Source organism: Syntrophomonas sp. UBA1041 (genome assembly GCF_002316705.1).
Lineage (GTDB): Bacteria > Bacillota > Syntrophomonadia > Syntrophomonadales > Syntrophomonadaceae > DTU019.
On the sequence record NZ_DCEA01000120.1, the window covers coordinates 21,450 to 37,531 of the forward strand.

Genomic DNA, 16,082 nt, shown 5'->3' on the forward strand with positions numbered 1-16,082 from the left:
TTGCGGGTCTGCAGCATATAAAGCTTGCCCTTTTCCACGGTGAACTCTATATCCTGCATATCGCGGTAATGGCGCTCCAGTTTCATGCAGGTGTCCACAAATTGCTGGTATACTCCGGGCAGCTCATCTTTTAATCTGGCTATGGGAGTAGGGGTGCGGATGCCGGCCACCACGTCTTCTCCCTGGGCATTGATCAAAAATTCTCCGTATAATTCCCGCTCCCCGGTGGAGGGGTTGCGGGTAAAAGCCACCCCGGTTCCGCAATCCAGACCCATGTTGCCGAAGGCCATGCTCTGGATATTTACTGCCGTTCCCAGTGAATCCGGGATCTTATTCAAGCGCCGGTATACAATAGCGCGCTGGTTGTTCCAGGATTGAAATACCGCCTCGATAGCCCGGGCCAGCTGTTCATTGACATCCTGGGGAAAATCAAAGCCTTTTTCCATCCTCACCAGGTTTTTGTAGTCATTTATAATGTTCTGCAACTCGGCCGCGGGTATCTCGTAATCGAAGATCAGGCTCAATTTGCGCTTGTATTTTTCAACGATATTGTCAAACAGGTGGTGCTCCACATCCAGGACAACATTGCTGAACATCTGTATAAAACGCCGGTAGCAATCGTATGCAAAGCGCATATCCCCGGTTAATGCCGCCAGGCCCTGTACGGTCTGGTCGTTCAAGCCCAGGTTTAAGATGGTGTCCATCATGCCCGGCATGGAGACTGCCGCTCCGGAACGCACCGACACCAGCAAGGGATTTTCCCTGCTGCCGAATATCTTGCCGGTTTTCTCTTCCAGGGTCTGCATAGCTCCAGCAGCACCCGCCAAAAGCCCGGGGGGTAATTGCTCCCCTGCGGCCGCATACTCGTTGCAGGCCTCGGCTGTAATGGTAAAACCCGGAGGGACCGGAAGGTCTATCCTGGTCATCTCCGCCAGGTTGGCGCCTTTCCCCCCCAAGATCATACGCATGTCCGAGTTGCCTTCTTCAAACAGGTAGATATACTTTTTGCCAGACATCACTGACCCTCCCAAATCATATTAATCCCTCATATGTTGCTGATCCTGCGATAATATATCTCCAGAATTTTGCTGGAGGTTTCCTCCACTGCCCGGTTGGTTACGTCAATCACGGGGCATCCCAGTTTCTTCATGATTCTATGGGCAAAATCCAGCTCTTCGTCAATACGGCTGGGGTGGGCGTAATTGGCCTGCCCTTTCAAGCCCAGGGTCTTCAAGCGTTCCGTGCGGATATGATTCAACTGCTCGTGGTGTATGGTCAGACCGATGACCTTGCCCCTTTCCGCTTTATACAGCTCCTCCGGTGGATTGACTTCGGGCACCAGCGGGACATTGGCCACTTTGATGCGTTTATGAGCCAGATACATGGAAAGCGGGGTTTTCGATGTCCTGGAAACCCCTACCAGCACTATATCAGCCATTTCTATGCCGCGCGGATCCTTGCCGTCGTCATAGCGCACCGCGAACTCAACCGCCTCAATGCGCCGGTAGTACATTTCATCCACCTTGCGCAACAGGCCGGGCTCCCGTCGGGGTGCTATATGGCTGATCTGTTTAAAGGCTTCTATCATCGGGCTTAAGATATCCACGCAGGTTACCCCATAGCGTTCAGCTTCTTGACGGAGGTGTGCGGCCAGTTCATCCACCACCAGGGTGTAGGCCACTAAAAAATGGTTGCTAGCGGCCTGATGCACCACTTCATCAAGGGTGTCACAATCCGAAATGTTGGGAACCCGTCTGATCTCCATGGTACCCGAATTAAACTGGCTGGCGGCCGCCCGGACCACCATCTCAGCAGTTTCTCCTATGGAATCCGATACAATGTAAACCCCTGGCAAATGGTTTACCAAAGTTTACCCCCCCTCACGTCGTTTACCAGCCAGGTCGAGGAATAACCTGGCGATATTAGTTTTTGATATTTTCCCCACTACTTCCAGTTTCTCTTCACCCTCGTTGTTAATAAAACACTTGACCACCGGCATGCTGTCTATTTCCTGCTCCACAATTTTCTTAATCGCATCCACCACGGTTTCATCCATGGTGGTAGTGACAATATTGGGCATGCGGGTCATGATCACGCTGACCGGCATCTTATGAATGTCTGCCTGGCCCAGAGTGGTTTTGAGGAAATCCTTGCGCGACACCACTCCGGTTAAGAAGTTGGAACTGTCCACAATGTAGATAGTGCCGGTGTCTTCAATAAACAGGGTCACAATGGCGTCATAGATGCTGCAGGTCTCTTTCATCACCACCGGGCGTGATTTTATGTCCTTGACCCGGTATTGATTGAGTATGCGGCGCATTTCATTTTCTACGCCTTCGGTTTTGTAGGTATAGCCTACCCTCGGTTTGGCTTCCAAAAAGCCGGACATAGTCAAAACCGCCAAATCAGGACGCAAGGCCGCACGGGTTACGGACAGGATCTCTGCGATCCTTTCCCCCGTAATAGGTTCGTGTTCTTTAACAATCTGCAGGATTTTCTCTTGTCTCTCATTTAATTCCATACGTGCACCACCCAATTATGCTATACTGTTTGGGTATTACGACATAAATTATATATACTATATACAAGAAAAAAATCCTGTTTGGCAGACACTTTTTATTGTACTATTTTTGTGAAATCCGCCACTTGCTGACACAATTTGGCAATTTCATTAAGCAAACCCAAACGGGCCTGTCGCACTTTGTCGTCATCCACCATCACCATTACCGCTTCAAAAAATTGGTCCAGGCTGGGGCGCAGGCTGGCTATCATTTCTATGGCGGCTTTATACCGCTGGTCTGCCATGGCGGCGGCAAAAGTGCCGCTGATATCCAGCAATTGCTGGTAGAGCGTCATCTCACTGGCATCGATCAAATTCTTTTCGTCAAAATCCACCTCGGGGTCGGCTTTGCGGGACAGGTTGTGAGCGCGGTTGAAGACCACCATCAAATCGGTGCAATAGGCCTCCGCTTTGGCGCCTTGAATGGCGTCTACCCGGGTTAAGATGTCGTACAGATCAGGGTTGGGCGCCGCCAGCACTGCGTCTATAACATCATATGAATAGCCTTTTTCCAGCAGAACACCGCGCATCCTCTGCCGGATGAAATCCATTAAATCCGCCGTGGTCTGCGCTGATGTGTTCTCCAGCTTAAAGGCCTTGAATCCCTGATAGGCCTGATCCAGCAGCCTGGTCAAATCCAGCTTCAACCGGGCCTCGAGGATGATATTCACCAGGCCGATAGCCTGGCGGCGCAAGGCATAAGGGTCCTGGGAACCGGTGGGTTTGATATTCAGGGCAAAACAGCCTACCAGATTGTCGATCTTTTCCGCCAGGCTGATCCCCAGTCCGGTCTGGGTAGCCGGAATTTTATCTCCGGCAAAACGGGGCAGATAATGTTCGAGAATGGCATCCGCAACTTCCTGGTCTTCCTGGCTCAAAACCGCGTAATAACGCCCCATAACCCCTTGCAGTTCAGGGAATTCATAAACCATGTTGCTCAACAGGTCGGCTTTACACAGAAAAGCGGCCCGGTCAAGTTTCTGCTCCGTACTCAAACCGGCCTCAACTCCGCAGAATACGGCCAGGGCCTGTAATCGCCCCACCTTGTCCAGAACACTTCCCAGACGCTCGTGAAACATCACATTGGCCAGACCGGGAACGAAGTCCTGAATCGGTTTTTTGGTGTCTTCACGCCAGAAAAACAGGGCATCTTCAAGACGCGCTTTCAACACCCGCTGATTGCCGGCGATGACGGTTTCCAGATCAAAATCGGTGCCGTTTCTTACCCCTATAAACCCCGGCAGAAGCTGGCCCTCCCGGTCAAACACCGGGAAATATCTCTGGTGTTCTATCATGGAGGTGGTCAGAACCTCGGCAGGAACATCCAGGTAAGCCGGGGAAAAACCGCCGAAAAAGGCGGTGGGGTATTCCACCAGGAAATTCACTTCTTCCAGAAGTTCAGCGTTTTCCATAGGCTTTCCGCCTGCAGCCGCAGCGGCCTGTTCGACCTGCCGCCAGATCATCTGGCTACGCCGGTCCTGATCAAGGATGACATAATGGGCCTCTAATTGGGCGAAATAATCCTCTACATCCTTTACCGCCAGGGGGCCTTGGGAAAGGAATCTGTGTCCGTAAGTGATTCTGGAACTGTCGATATTCTCTATAGTCAAGGGTATTACTTCCGAGTCCAGCAGACACAACAGCCAGCGAATGGGACGGGCAAAACGGGTCTGGTAATAACCCCAGCGCATCGAGCGCGGGAAAGGAATGGCCTGAATAATCTCCGTCAACAATTCTGGCAGTATTTGCGCTGCAGCTTGGCCCTCTTCCCGGCGCACCGCGGCCACATATTCTACTCCATCCGCTTCGATTGTGGTCAGCTGGCTGATGTCGAACCCTTGGGAACGGGCGAAACCGAGTCCGGCCTTGGTGGGGTTTCCGGACTGATCGAAAGCCGCGCTTTTTCTGGGTCCGCGGTTTTGCACCACCGCATCGCTCTGCCGCTCAGCCAGGGATGGGATCAGCAAAACCAGGCGCCTTGGCGTACCCATGGTTTTAATCTCCCCGTGAGACAAGCGGTTTTCTGCCAGGCTTTTTACCGCCAGGCTGCGGAGATTCTCCAGGGTTTGAGTCATATAGGCGGAGGGGATCTCTTCCACTCCAATTTCCAACAATAAATCTCGGTTCATAGTCTAACCCACCTCCTCTTCAGCCAATATGCGGCGACGCAGTTCAGGATCCTTGAGCAACGGATAGCCCAGGGCTTTGCGCTGCTTAAGATATTCGCCGGCCACGGTACGGGCTAAATTGCGCACCCGGGCTATATATCCGGTCCGTTCGGTGACGCTGATGGCTCCCCTGGCATCCAGAAGATTGAACAGGTGGGAGCATTTCAAAACATAATCATAGGCCGGCAGAACCAGATGATGCGCGGCCACATGAAGCGCTTCTTTTTCGCAGATGCTGAACATGGCGCTGAGGGATTCAACATCGGCTATTTCGAAATTGTAATGGGAGTGGTCGACTTCGCCCTGATGGTGCACGTCGGCATAGGTGATGCCTTCCACCCATTCAATATCATACACACTTTCCTTATTTTGAATGTACATGGCTATGCGCTCCAAGCCATAGGTTATCTCCGCACAGACCGGGTGGCAATCGTAGCCGCCGCACTGCTGAAAATAAGTGAACTGCGTAATCTCCATGCCGTCCAGCCAGATTTCCCAGCCCAGGCCCCAGGCGCCCAGGGTGGGTGATTCCCAGTTGTCCTCTACCAGTCTGATGTCGTGATGATCAGGATCTATGCCCAGGTCGCGCAGACTATCCAGGTACAGTTCGATAACGTTGTCCGGTGATGGCTTGAGTATGACCTGGTATTGATAATAGTGCTGCAGGCGGTTGGGGTTTTCGCCGTAACGTCCGTCAGTCGGCCGGCGGGATGGTTCAACATAGGCCACATTCCACGGTTCTGGCCCCAGGCTGCGCAAAAAGGTAGCCGGATTCATCGTGCCGGCGCCTTTCTCCACATCATAGGGCTGCTGAATGATACAGCCCTGCTGGCCCCAGAATTTTTCAAGACGAAGAATGATCTCCTGAAAATTCATTGGCAACTCCTCCTGTTCCATTAAATTAAAACAAAAAACCCGCCCCTTAAAACAGGGACGAGTATTATTACCCGCGGTTCCACCCTGGTTGGCTAAAAGCCCACCTCTGTTTTTTCGGGTTTTACTCACCTGGAGCGGTTTTCCTCCCGACGCTCCGGAGCGCCTTCCAAAGACTGCCCTGCCGGCTTCCAGCTGCCCCGGCTCTCTATAAAGACAGCGCTCTTTGTACTCTTCCCCATCCTTGCGAAATATGCGCTTGAAATCATTTATTAAGTTTAACAACCGGCCTGGGCCTTGTCAATGTCAACGGTTAAATTTAGCATTTCCCAAAAGTCCCGCAAATAAAACCGCACCATGCTTTTATCAACCGTTGACAATCAAATTTTTCTTCAGGAAGCGGATGGTATTTTTCATCACAAATCGCCGTTCCAGATGATACTCCAGGTATTTTTCCAGGAATTGCTCCAACTGCTCCAGGCTATGGGGATTGCTGCGCACCTTCTGCACCACCTGCGGAGATGAATTCAACAACAGGCGCAGGAGGGCCAGGTTGTCCGGCTTGATGACAATCACTCCGCCTTCTTGCCGGGCGCACTCCCGGCATAGCAGGCCGCCTTCGGCAAGCTTGAAAAAGCCTTCACCGACCCCGGTCGAACCGCAGCCCACACAGCGCTCCAGAACTGGAGTATAGCCAAGTTCAGCCAGCAAACGCAGTTCAAAATAACGCAATAAGAGCGGCGTAAGACAGCCTTCATCCATAGCCAGCAAGACTTGATGGGTGCTGTTAAAAAGGTTCGGCAGGGGGGCCCCGTCCATGAGGGTTTTATCCAGCAGCTCCATGATATAAATGGCTTGCATGGTGGAGAACAGCTCCTGGCGGACATTGCCGTAGAAATTAATCATTTTTCCCTGGGCAACAATATCCAGGCTGTGTCCCCGGGCCAGGTAGAGCTGTACATGGCAAAAGGGCTGCACCAGCGGCCGCAGGCTGCTGCCGGGCTTTTTAACCCCTTTGGCAATGACTTGGATTTTCCCCTTTACTGCGGAGAAAACGGTTACCAGTTTGTCGGCCTCCTGGTAATCCATACTCTTTAAGATAATACCCGCGCTGTGAAAATGTATGGCAAACCCTCCAGACTAGCGGCCATCCCCGGCCATTTCCTCCACAACCAGAGCCAGGGCGTTGCTGCTGCCGATACGATCCACCCCGGCAGCGATCAATTGTTGAGCAAAGTCCAGGGTCTTGATGCCTCCGCTGGCTTTAATTTTTATTGAAGTAGTACGGTTGAGACAGATGGTATGTATGTCCTCGATCGAGGCGCCGCGGCTGTTGATGCCGGTGGAGGTCTTGATGAAATCCACCCCCAGCCTTTCCAAAAGGTGCAAAACCTCTATTAATTCGTTCTGGCTCAGCAAGCCGGTTTCGACTATGACTTTCAGTGCGAAGGAAAAGTTGGTTTTAAGCTGCATCACCCCGGCGATGTCCCGGCTCACCACATCCAGTTCCCGGTCCTTGAGCGCCCCCAGATTAATGACCATATCCAGTTCATCAGCGCCCTTTTCCAAAGCCCATACGGCCTGCTCTTTTTTGAGCTGAGCCGGCTCCGCCCCCAGGGGGAAGCCTATCACCGTGCCGGTTTTCACCAGGCTTCCCGAGAGTATTTGCCTGGCCAGAGGCAGCCGGTAAGGGGTGACACAAACAGCAGCCATGGAATACCTGGCTGCTTGTTCACACAGGGTTATGATGTCCCGGGTCTTGCTATCCGGTTTTAAATTGGTGCTGTCCAGATAAGCGACCAGCATAAATTGCACCCCCTTTAATCAATGAGCGCTAGCGCGAATTGTGCGCCGAAATGCGAGTGGCATAGCCGCCTTCCTTACGCATTTCGTGTGCATCGCGCTGCGGGCGTTTTATCAAACGCCCCTTCAGTAGAGACCCGACTCGCTACCGAAGACAAATATGTTTATCCCATCCACCTACAGAGGTCGGGGGCCTAGGGGCGTTTGATAAATTCTACCGGCTGTAGCCCAATTGGTTGAGGTTGTTTTCGCTGTCGCGCCAATTCTTCTTGACTTTGACCCATAAGTCCAGATATACCGGGCGGTCCAGCAAGTCCTCCAGTTCCTGGCGGGATTGTTCCCCAATCTGTTTCAGCATCTGTCCATTCTTGCCGATGACTATGCCCTTTTGGGAATCGCGCTCGATATATATGACTGCCCGCAGGTAGGCTTTGCCGCCGTTTTGCTGGCGTAGTTCCTCAACATCCACCGCCAGAGAATGGGGGATTTCATCCCGGGTCAGCCACAGGGCTTTTTCCCGGATCAATTCGGCCGCTTGAAACGAGACCGGCTGGTCGGTCAGGTCGCCTTCAGGATAGTACAGCGGTCCTTCCGGAAGGTACTGCCAGGTCTTTTCCAGGAGGGCCGGGATATTGGTACCCTGCATTGCTGACAGAAACATGGTTTCGGCAAAATTCATATATCCCAAAAAATCGCTGATATGATGGGTGGCCTGTTCGATCCCGACCAGGTCGATCTTATTTATCAGCAGGAATACCGGCGCCGAGACCCCTTGCAGATATTCGATGATATAGCGCTCACCGCTGCCGAAGGGCCTGGTCACATCAGTCATATAGTAGATTACATCCACCTCATGGAGCGAACGGGTAGACACCTGCACCATATACTCGCCTAGCAGGTGCTTGGGCTTGTGTATTCCAGGGGTATCCACAAAAACGATCTGGCCCTGTTCAGTGGTATATATGCCCTGAATACGGTTGCGGGTAGTCTGGGGCTTTTCTGAAACAATCGCCACCTTGTGCCCTACTATGTGATTCATCAAAGTCGATTTGCCGGCGTTTGGCCGTCCAACTATAGTTACAAAACCCGATTTCAAAGTATTTTTTCCTCCACATCGAATTGAAACTGAAAAGGCAGCAGCTCCTCGAGCTTATGTTCTTTGAAATGCCCGCCGCGGTCAGTCACAATCACGTTTAAATGAGGCGCAAATTCCGCCATTACCTGCAGGCAGGCCCCGCATGGATAGGTATACCCGGCATCACTGCCGGCTAAACATAGTGTTTCCAATTCAAGGTCGCCTGCGTTGACTGCTTTGAAAATCGCAGTCCGTTCCGCACAGACAGTCAATCCATAGGAAGCGTTTTCCACATTGGCTCCCGTATAAGTGTGCCCTGTCTTGCTTACCACTGCCGCACCCACCGCAAAATGCGAGTAGGGGCAGTAAGCGTTTTTCCTGGCTTCCTGAGCCAGTCTGATCAGTTCGGAAATTTTCATTATATTTATTTTCCCTGTCCTTACTTCTTTTAATATCTTGTGACAAAACCCACAATTGGTCAAATTTTAATGATATGAGGGCCAAATATTATTACTCCCAGTATAACCGCGCTTACAGCGCTTAGCAAAACAGCGCCGGCGGCCATATTTTTAGCCTTTTCAGCCAGGGGATGATACTGCGGGGCCATCAGGTCAACCGTCCTTTCGATGGCGGTGTTTATAACCTCAGCCATCAAAACCAGTACTATGGCGATGAACAAGAGCCCCCATTCGCCGCGCTCCAGTTCCAGTATCCAGCCCATTCCCAGGGCAGCCCCGGCAGCCAGGAGATGGATTCTCATATTTTGTTCTTCACGGATCACCGCGGCCAGGCCCGAAATGGCCCAGGCAAATTTGCGTATGATGCCACCATTTGAGGACATAAGGCTACCTTTCCAGTTTAACCTTTTGCATGATTTTTTCTTCCAGGTTTCTCATCAATTCTCTTTCCGCCTCAGTTTCATGATCATAACCCAGGAGGTGCAGCATGCCGTGCGCCACCAGGTAGCCGAGTTCACGTTCCAGGCTGTGCCCGTATTCTTCACTTTGAGACAGGGCCTTTTCCAGTGAAATCACGATATCTCCCAGCGCATTGACTTCACCTTCAACGTCCAGATCGGGATCCTCATCAACCAGTTCATTCATAGCAAAGGATAAGACATCAGTGGGGCGATTCTGCTGGCGGTAGATGAAATTCAGTTCCTGCATGTAACTGTTATCTACGATCAGTATGCTTAATTCGGTATTGTTGCCGATTTTGGCCATTTTAGCAACTGCACTGGCCACGCCAAGGATGGTTTTTTGCATGGCCCGGGTATAATTCACTCTATTCTGCTGGTTGATGATCAGGGTTTCCATCCCGCTCCCTCCTCTTTTCAAACTCCCTTACTATTATTTCCGGGTATTCAATGCGTTTATGATACATACCCTCCAACGATTTACAGAAGGACATCGAGATGGTGTCCAGATCTTTAAAGGTCAGATCGGCGGTCTCTAATTGACCCTCACTGAGCTTATCGCGAATGATCATACGCACGGTTTGATTGATCTTCTGCGGGGTGGGATCCTGTAAGGAACGCACCGCGGCCTCAACGGAGTCGGCCAGCATCACCAGGGCCACTTCCTTACTCTGTGGTTTGGGCCCTTCATAGCGGAAATTATCCTCATTGACAGTGCCATCCGGGTCTTCTTCCAAAGCCCGGCTGTAAAAATATTTGGCTAAACTGTTGCCGTGATGCTGTTCGATGAAATCCAGAACCGCCTGGGGCAGACGGGCTTCGCGGGCCAATTCAGCACCCTCCTTGACATGTGAGGTAATAATCAAGGTGCTTAAAGCCGGGGCGATTTTCTCATGAGGATTATCAAAGCCGCGTTGATTTTCCACAAAATACTCGGGTCGCTTGATCTTGCCCACATCATGGAAGAGGGCGCCTACTCTCACCAAAAGTGGATTGGCGCCTACCGCTTCAGCAGAAGCCTCGGCCAGATTTCCGACCATAAGGCTGTGATGATAGGTCCCCGGGGCCTCCAGGAGCAGCCGCCGCAACAGGGGATGGTTGGGGTTGGACAGTTCCAGGAGCTTGATCATGCTGGTCAGGGAAAAACCGGATTCCAGATAAGGAAGAGCTCCGATCATGAGAACAGCTGACAGTATGCCATTGGCCGCACCCATGATAACACTCAGCGTAAAATAGACCGGACTGATTTCACCGCTGATCAGAGTAAGAGTGGTTATGGTCACTATGTTGGCAATAGCAATACGCAGGCCGGATTTAGCCAAATCGGACATCTGCGTGAGGCGGTGCACTCCGAAAATACCTACGCTCCCACCTACGAAGGCAGTAACCACGTAGTTTAATTGGTCTCCCTGAGTAAGGAAGCCCACATAGAGCGCCATTATGGCGGTTAGAAAATAGGCCAGACGGTTGTCCAGCAGAATGGCAACCAGCATGGAAGCCGCCGCCACCGGCGCCAAATAGCCGGTCAAGAGCTGCAGTTCAGGATCATCGCCGATTTTGATAACTGTAATAAAACGGGTGATGGCCATAATCAAAATAAAGATCAGCCCTATCAACAGCATCATCATATCATTGCGATGAATCTGGGGGTAATAACGGCGCAGGAATTCCAGTACCAGCCAGAAGGTCAGCAAGACAAATAAAGCCGTGCCTGCCAGTGTGACGGGATAGCTTTTGCTGCGTTGTATCCCCAGCTGCTCGAGTATGGATATTTGTTCTGCCGTGACCCGGTCGCCTTCGCGGACGATGATCTCCCCGGCTTTAATGGTCTTTTGCACCGGCTGAACCGCATCAGTGGCTTCTTTCAGGGCCTTGCTGGTGGCGCTCTCATTGTAGATCAAATTGGCCCGCAGCGAATTAATGGCAATGATCTTGATTACATCTCTGGCCTCTGGTGCATAGCCAAGCTCGCTGATCATGCCAAAGGCCTGCTGATAAATGCCCTCCAGGGTATCGTCGGTGATAGGGTTGGCCATTAAGGGGCGAACAATAGTGATGGTGCTTTGCCTCATCTTTTCCAGGTCCTCCGCAGAGGTGGCCTGCAGATATTCAGCGAGTCGTTCCGGGGTGTATTGAAGTTGAAATATATCTTTTTTTACATTGGTCTTGACTAATAGATTCTGCAGGGCCGGAGTCCGGTTCTCTTCCGGCCCGGCCAGAGCATCACCCACAGCGCTGAAAAATATATTGATGTCCTTTTCAGTATTGGCCAGGGCGAAATTGTCTTCCTGGTAGACCTTCTGCACTTTACTGGCGGCCTGCTCTTTAAGAAGTTCAGTCTGTTTGGTATCTATCACCACAGCATTGATGTCCGATTGTATATTGCTGCGGGCAACATCATCGGGTTTTAGCCATACCTGTTTAGGATTAAAATTACTGAATAGGATTAAGATGGTAATGCTGAAAAAGATAAAAATGCTCAAGAGCTTCTTGGTCCGCGACTTCTGGAGGGAGATTATGAAGCGTCTCCAGATATATTGCATCACAGTGGGAATTTTCATGTTTCGCTCCTCTACGTACTCAAACTTGAGATTGGTAGTGGATTTTAACTGCCGTGGGTTTCATAGGCGTCAATAATCTTTTGCACCAGGGGGTGGCGGATAACGTCCTCTTTGGTCAGGTATTCGAAAGCCACTCCCTCAACCCGGCCCAATATTTTCTGAACCTCAATCAACCCCGAGAATTCCTCTTTGGGCAGATCCACCTGGGTGATGTCGCCGGTTATCACCGCTTTGGAGCCGAATCCCAACCGGGTGAGGAACATCTTCATCTGTTGAGGGGTGGTATTCTGTGCTTCATCCAAAATAATAAAGGCACTGTTTAAAGTGCGCCCCCTCATGTATGCCAGGGGGGCGATTTCGATTGTGTTGCGTTCAATATAGCGCTGGGTTACATCTACCCCCAGCACATCAAAGAGGCCGTCATAAAGCGGCCGCAAGTAGGGATTGACTTTTTCCATGAAGTCTCCGGGCAGAAATCCCAGTTTTTCGCCGGCTTCTACCGCCGGCCGCACCAGAACAATTCTTTCCACATCTTTGTTCTTAAGTGCCCGCACCGCCATGACCACGGCCAAATAAGTCTTGCCGGTTCCAGCCGGGCCGATGCCAAACACCACATCATTATCGATAATAGCCTGTATATACTTTTTTTGCCCCAGGGTTTTAGCCTTCACGGTTTTGCCCCTGACGGTGGTTATTATGGTTCCCGATACGATTTCGTTATGACGGGCCTTCTGACCGCGTTTGATCAGTTTGTCCACATAGTTTATATCATTAATAGTCAATTGACCTTCATGGCCTACAATGTCAATCAGGCTGTTGACCAATTCGGTGGCCTGATCAACCTCCTCCTCTGCTCCTTTGACATAAATTTCAGAACCACGGGCTGAGATGTCAGCCGGGCATAAACTCCTGAGATAGCGAAAATTCTCGTCTCCAGTCCCGAAAAAAGCCGATGCAATATCATTGTTGGCAATGGATATACGTTCTTCTTTTTCGATCAAACAGCTTTTCCTCCCTGGATTTTTAAGCACCTGCTGCTTTTATGCTAGTTATTATAGCATATGTCATCAGGAAGTACTATTTTCAAGCCCGCTGATAGGCTGTGATATGGCGATATCTTCTATGACCTCCACCGACACATTGATACGCAGGATCACATCGCTGGGGGACGAGAGTAGATTGATTTTGCTGTCAGTAATTTTGGCGGACTGCCCGATTTGACCTTCCAGGCTTTCCAGGGCTTTTTGCTTCGCAATCTGAGTGGCCTCCATCTCCGAATGGGTGATAACTTCAGGGGTTTCTTCGCTGTATTGGCGGTAATTGAAGCCAACCGGCCCAATGGGGGTATCCAGTTTGTTGCTGGTGGATGCCACCTGTTCACGCGCAAATTGAGGGCGTTTTTTACCCCACAAGGTGAATTCCCGCCAGGGTGTTATAAAGCTCACCTGATGGGCGGTACGGCCGCTTAAAACCATGTTTTCTGTCTTCATGGGGCATTCCCCATAGCCTTCATACCATACCCGGGCCTTCACCACCCCACGAGCCTGCACCTGATAAGGAAGCAGCGGCTCCAGGGGCGGAGGGGCATAAGGGCTCAAAACCGGGGTAACCGTTCCCGAGATAAGAATATCCCCTTTGGCTACCGCCTGCCCTGCCTCCACCTTAGCCTGACCGTCCAGAACCAGGATCTCTTCAACCACTCCGCTGCGTGCTGCTACCATGTCGCTGGGACCGGTAATCTCGTTGGGCGGAATGACGATTTTCTCAACCACTTCAATATTGGCCTTCACGCCGCGAATTTCGATTTTTATGTAGGATAGATCGCCGATATCCCGCAAAACCTGTTCTTCTACCTGTATGCGGCTGAAGCTCCACTTGGGGGCGCCTTGATGAACGCCGTATTTGGCGACGGTGGTCAGGATTCTCTGATCGGTAATGCGCTCATTGCCCTTGACCTCGACAAACCATACGAAAGAAGAAATCATATATAAAGCGGCGATAAAGAATATGCCGCCCAGCATGAAACCCACCCGTCTTTTGGCTATGCTTTTATATGCCGGCAGGCCGTGTCTGGAAACAATCTTTAACTGATAACCATTTTCCTCGGCAATGGTATGCAGGGCCTCATAACCGCTGCTGCGGATTTCAAACCGCATGCCATCAGCAGCCGGCTTGATATTCCATATATAAATCCCCCGTGTTAAGGCCATGTTGATTAAGCGCTCCGGATACTGGCCTCGCAAAACGACGGTTATCACCCCGCCGAACTGTTCAAAAAAGCGGTTGCCCATGGCTTAATCCCCCTTAATCCCGATATCTGACCGAGGTTATCTCGCCTATGATATGCAGTTCTTCTGGCATCAAGGCCTTAATCTCCATATTCTGGCCTTCAATTTCGAGGAATCCCCGGCTCAGGTTGATGCGCAATAGGTTAGGATTGTACTGTATGATGCCCCGGTGGTTTTCAAGGTAGAGTTCGTTTCTTCCCACCAGGGTCAACTTGGGTATATCCAGAACCAGGTCGCGGGGTATTTCCAAGAAATCAGCCAGGGCTCTGTTAAAGGCCTCTCTGCGGTTTTCCATTTTAATCACCTCTCCGGGTCAAATTCACTCACACAAGTATATGCCAGCAAACAAGCCATAATGACTGTGCTATCCAGACACAGGGGGGACGGTTCTGTGTCTTTCTTTCCGTCAAGCCAAGCGTGACAAGTTGAATTGTGCCGGCAGGTTAAGAGCAGTACAGACCGACCGCTTTCGGACCGCAAAATAATAAGGAGCCTTCCTCTGATAAGGAAGACTCCCGTAATCAACCGCTAAATTAACTTTTTATTTGCCTTTGGGATAGAGCTTGTATCCCCCGCTGATGTTCTTAACTTTAAAGCCTTTCTGGCGCAGGATGCGGTTGGCCACATATGACCTCAGGCCCACCTGGCAAAAGGCCAGGACTTCCTGCCCTTCAGACAACTGATCCAGATTGCCGCGCAAATCGTCAAGGGGCATGTTGACCGCACCTTCCACCGGCATTTTCTGGAATTCCTCCCCGGTGCGAACATCCACCAGCAAAGCGCCTTCCTTTACCAGGGACTGCACGTCTTCCCATCTGACCGGCTCCACCATGCCGTCCAGTATATTCCCGGCCACATAGCCCACCAGGTTTACCGGGGTTTTGGCCGATGAGAAAGGCGGCGCATAGGCCAGTTCCAGATCCTGCAGATCATATACCGTCATCCGGGCACGAATAGCTGTAGCCAGGGCGTCTATAGCCTTGTCGACATTATCATAACCGACTATCTGGGCTCCCAGGATTTTGCCTTCCGGTCTGCTGAATATGAGTTTGATGCTCATCTGGCTGCTGCCGGGATAATAAGTGGCGTGTGAGTTGGGATGGGCATGGCAGACCAGATAGTCCACACCCCACTGCTGTAAGGTTTTTTCGTTTCTGCCCGTTACCGCCACTACCATGTCCATCAGCTTGATGATGCCTGTGCCCTGACTTCCCGGATATGTAATTTTGCGCCCGGCAATATTGTTGGCAACTACCCATCCCTGCCGGTTGGCTGGTCCTGCCATGGGGACCAGGGTGTCGTGCCCGGTTACATAATCTTTGACTTGAATGGCATCCCCGGCTGCAAAAATAAAGGGATCTGAGGTCTGCAGGTATTCATCGACCAGTATGCCGCCGGTTTCACCTAATTCCAATCCGGCCTGCTCGGCCAGCCAGGTTTCAGGCCTTACCCCAATGCCCATAATGACCAGGTCAGCGGGTATTTCGGCCCCGCTTTCGAGGACGACCTTAGTTACCGCGGGATCTCCTTGTAATTCGACCGGTATATCTCCGGTAATGAATTTAACCCCCTTGGAGGCCACATATTTCTCTACCAGCCGGGACATCTCCGGATCCAGCACGCCCAGTATCTGTGAACTGGCTTCCACAACGGCCACATTCAAGTCCCTTAACTGCATCATTTCCGCCATTTCCATACCTATGAAACCGGCGCCGATGACCACCACATTACGCACATCGCTCACTTCCACATGAGCCTTGATCTTTTCGCTGTCAGGGATGTTCCTGACCGTATATACGTTGGACCGGTTGATACCTGGTATGTCCGGGATTATAGGA

The 16,082-nt window shown here is 51.3% G+C and carries 16 protein-coding genes; all 16 read right to left on the bottom strand.

The genetic code is table 11. The features are described 5' to 3' along the window. Window positions 1-1,016, bottom strand: a 1,016-nt coding sequence (locus B2633_RS17425; RefSeq protein WP_483171926.1) for a PEP/pyruvate-binding domain-containing protein, incomplete at its 3' end; no start/stop codon positions are given. Between the two features lie 29 nt (window positions 1,017-1,045). Further along, complete coding sequence (locus B2633_RS17430) at window positions 1,046-1,867, bottom strand: pyruvate, water dikinase regulatory protein (protein ID WP_481037940.1); 822 nt, start codon at window positions 1,865-1,867, stop codon at window positions 1,046-1,048. 3 nt (window positions 1,868-1,870) lie between these two features. Continuing rightward, window positions 1,871-2,521, bottom strand: a complete 651-nt coding sequence (ccpN, locus tag B2633_RS17435; RefSeq protein WP_481037939.1) for a transcriptional regulator CcpN — start codon at window positions 2,519-2,521, stop codon at window positions 1,871-1,873. A 95-nt stretch (window positions 2,522-2,616) separates the two neighbouring features. Then, window positions 2,617-4,689 carry a glycine--tRNA ligase subunit beta gene (gene glyS, locus B2633_RS17440; RefSeq protein ID WP_483171927.1) on the bottom strand — a complete coding sequence of 691 codons (2,073 nt, stop codon included), beginning with the start codon at window positions 4,687-4,689 and terminating at the stop codon, window positions 2,617-2,619. Between the two features lie 3 nt (window positions 4,690-4,692). Further along, window positions 4,693-5,604 carry a glycine--tRNA ligase subunit alpha gene (gene glyQ / locus B2633_RS17445; RefSeq protein WP_483171928.1) on the bottom strand — a complete coding sequence of 304 codons (912 nt, stop codon included), beginning with the start codon at window positions 5,602-5,604 and terminating at the stop codon, window positions 4,693-4,695. Window positions 5,605-5,967: 363 nt separating this feature from the next. Then, the gene (recO, locus tag B2633_RS17450; RefSeq protein WP_483171978.1) at window positions 5,968-6,726 is read right to left on the bottom strand and encodes a DNA repair protein RecO; all 759 of its coding nucleotides are present in this window, start codon (window positions 6,724-6,726) and stop codon (window positions 5,968-5,970) included. 15 nt (window positions 6,727-6,741) lie between these two features. After that, on the bottom strand, window positions 6,742-7,407 hold the full coding sequence (deoC, locus tag B2633_RS17455; RefSeq protein ID WP_483171929.1) for a deoxyribose-phosphate aldolase: 666 nt from the start codon (window positions 7,405-7,407) through the stop codon (window positions 6,742-6,744). Window positions 7,408-7,618: 211 nt separating this feature from the next. After that, a complete protein-coding gene (gene era / locus B2633_RS17460; protein WP_481037935.1) occupies window positions 7,619-8,500 on the bottom strand; it encodes a GTPase Era in 882 nt (293 codons plus the stop codon). After that, on the bottom strand, window positions 8,497-8,898 hold the full coding sequence (gene cdd, locus B2633_RS17465; RefSeq protein ID WP_483171930.1) for a cytidine deaminase: 402 nt from the start codon (window positions 8,896-8,898) through the stop codon (window positions 8,497-8,499). Before cdd ends, era begins: the two co-directional genes overlap by 4 nt. Before the next feature lie 59 nt (window positions 8,899-8,957). Then, entirely contained in the window at window positions 8,958-9,320 is a 363-nt protein-coding gene (locus B2633_RS17470; protein ID WP_483171931.1) for a diacylglycerol kinase family protein, read from the bottom strand. Between the two features lie 4 nt (window positions 9,321-9,324). Further along, a complete protein-coding gene (ybeY, locus tag B2633_RS17475) occupies window positions 9,325-9,795 on the bottom strand; it encodes an rRNA maturation RNase YbeY (RefSeq protein ID WP_481037932.1) in 471 nt (156 codons plus the stop codon). Further along, window positions 9,764-11,956, bottom strand: a complete 2,193-nt coding sequence (locus B2633_RS17480; protein WP_483171932.1) for an HD family phosphohydrolase — start codon at window positions 11,954-11,956, stop codon at window positions 9,764-9,766. Before B2633_RS17480 ends, ybeY begins: the two co-directional genes overlap by 32 nt. A gap of 44 nt (window positions 11,957-12,000) precedes the next feature. After that, entirely contained in the window at window positions 12,001-12,957 is a 957-nt protein-coding gene (locus tag B2633_RS17485; protein WP_481037930.1) for a PhoH family protein, read from the bottom strand. Window positions 12,958-13,023: 66 nt separating this feature from the next. Continuing rightward, window positions 13,024-14,247: a sporulation protein YqfD gene (yqfD, locus tag B2633_RS17490; protein ID WP_483171933.1), complete on the bottom strand. Its 1,224-nt coding sequence runs from the start codon at window positions 14,245-14,247 to the stop codon at window positions 13,024-13,026. Window positions 14,248-14,260: 13 nt separating this feature from the next. After that, window positions 14,261-14,539, bottom strand: coding sequence for a sporulation protein YqfC (yqfC, locus tag B2633_RS17495; protein ID WP_481037928.1), 279 nt, complete (start codon window positions 14,537-14,539; stop codon window positions 14,261-14,263). A 246-nt stretch (window positions 14,540-14,785) separates the two neighbouring features. Beyond that, the coding region (locus B2633_RS17500) for an FAD-dependent oxidoreductase (RefSeq protein ID WP_483171934.1) at window positions 14,786-16,082 on the bottom strand (1,297 nt) is incomplete at its 5' end.

Excerpts from the sequence above, each read along its gene's own strand:
- ccpN (WP_481037939.1), bottom strand. The coding sequence starts at position 2,521 with ATGGAATTAAATGAGAGACAAGAGAAAATCCTGCAGATTGTTAAAGAA.
- glyS (WP_483171927.1), bottom strand. The coding sequence starts at position 4,689 with ATGAACCGAGATTTATTGTTGGAAATTGGAGTGGAAGAGATCCCCTCC.
- glyQ (WP_483171928.1), bottom strand. The coding sequence starts at position 5,604 with ATGAATTTTCAGGAGATCATTCTTCGTCTTGAAAAATTCTGGGGCCAG.
- deoC (WP_483171929.1), bottom strand. The coding sequence starts at position 7,407 with ATGCTGGTCGCTTATCTGGACAGCACCAATTTAAAACCGGATAGCAAG.
- cdd (WP_483171930.1), bottom strand. The coding sequence starts at position 8,898 with ATGAAAATTTCCGAACTGATCAGACTGGCTCAGGAAGCCAGGAAAAAC.
- B2633_RS17470 (WP_483171931.1), bottom strand. The coding sequence starts at position 9,320 with ATGTCCTCAAATGGTGGCATCATACGCAAATTTGCCTGGGCCATTTCG.
- ybeY (WP_481037932.1), bottom strand. The coding sequence starts at position 9,795 with ATGGAAACCCTGATCATCAACCAGCAGAATAGAGTGAATTATACCCGG.
- B2633_RS17480 (WP_483171932.1), bottom strand. The coding sequence starts at position 11,956 with ATGAAAATTCCCACTGTGATGCAATATATCTGGAGACGCTTCATAATC.
- yqfD (WP_483171933.1), bottom strand. The coding sequence starts at position 14,247 with ATGGGCAACCGCTTTTTTGAACAGTTCGGCGGGGTGATAACCGTCGTT.
- yqfC (WP_481037928.1), bottom strand. The coding sequence starts at position 14,539 with ATGGAAAACCGCAGAGAGGCCTTTAACAGAGCCCTGGCTGATTTCTTG.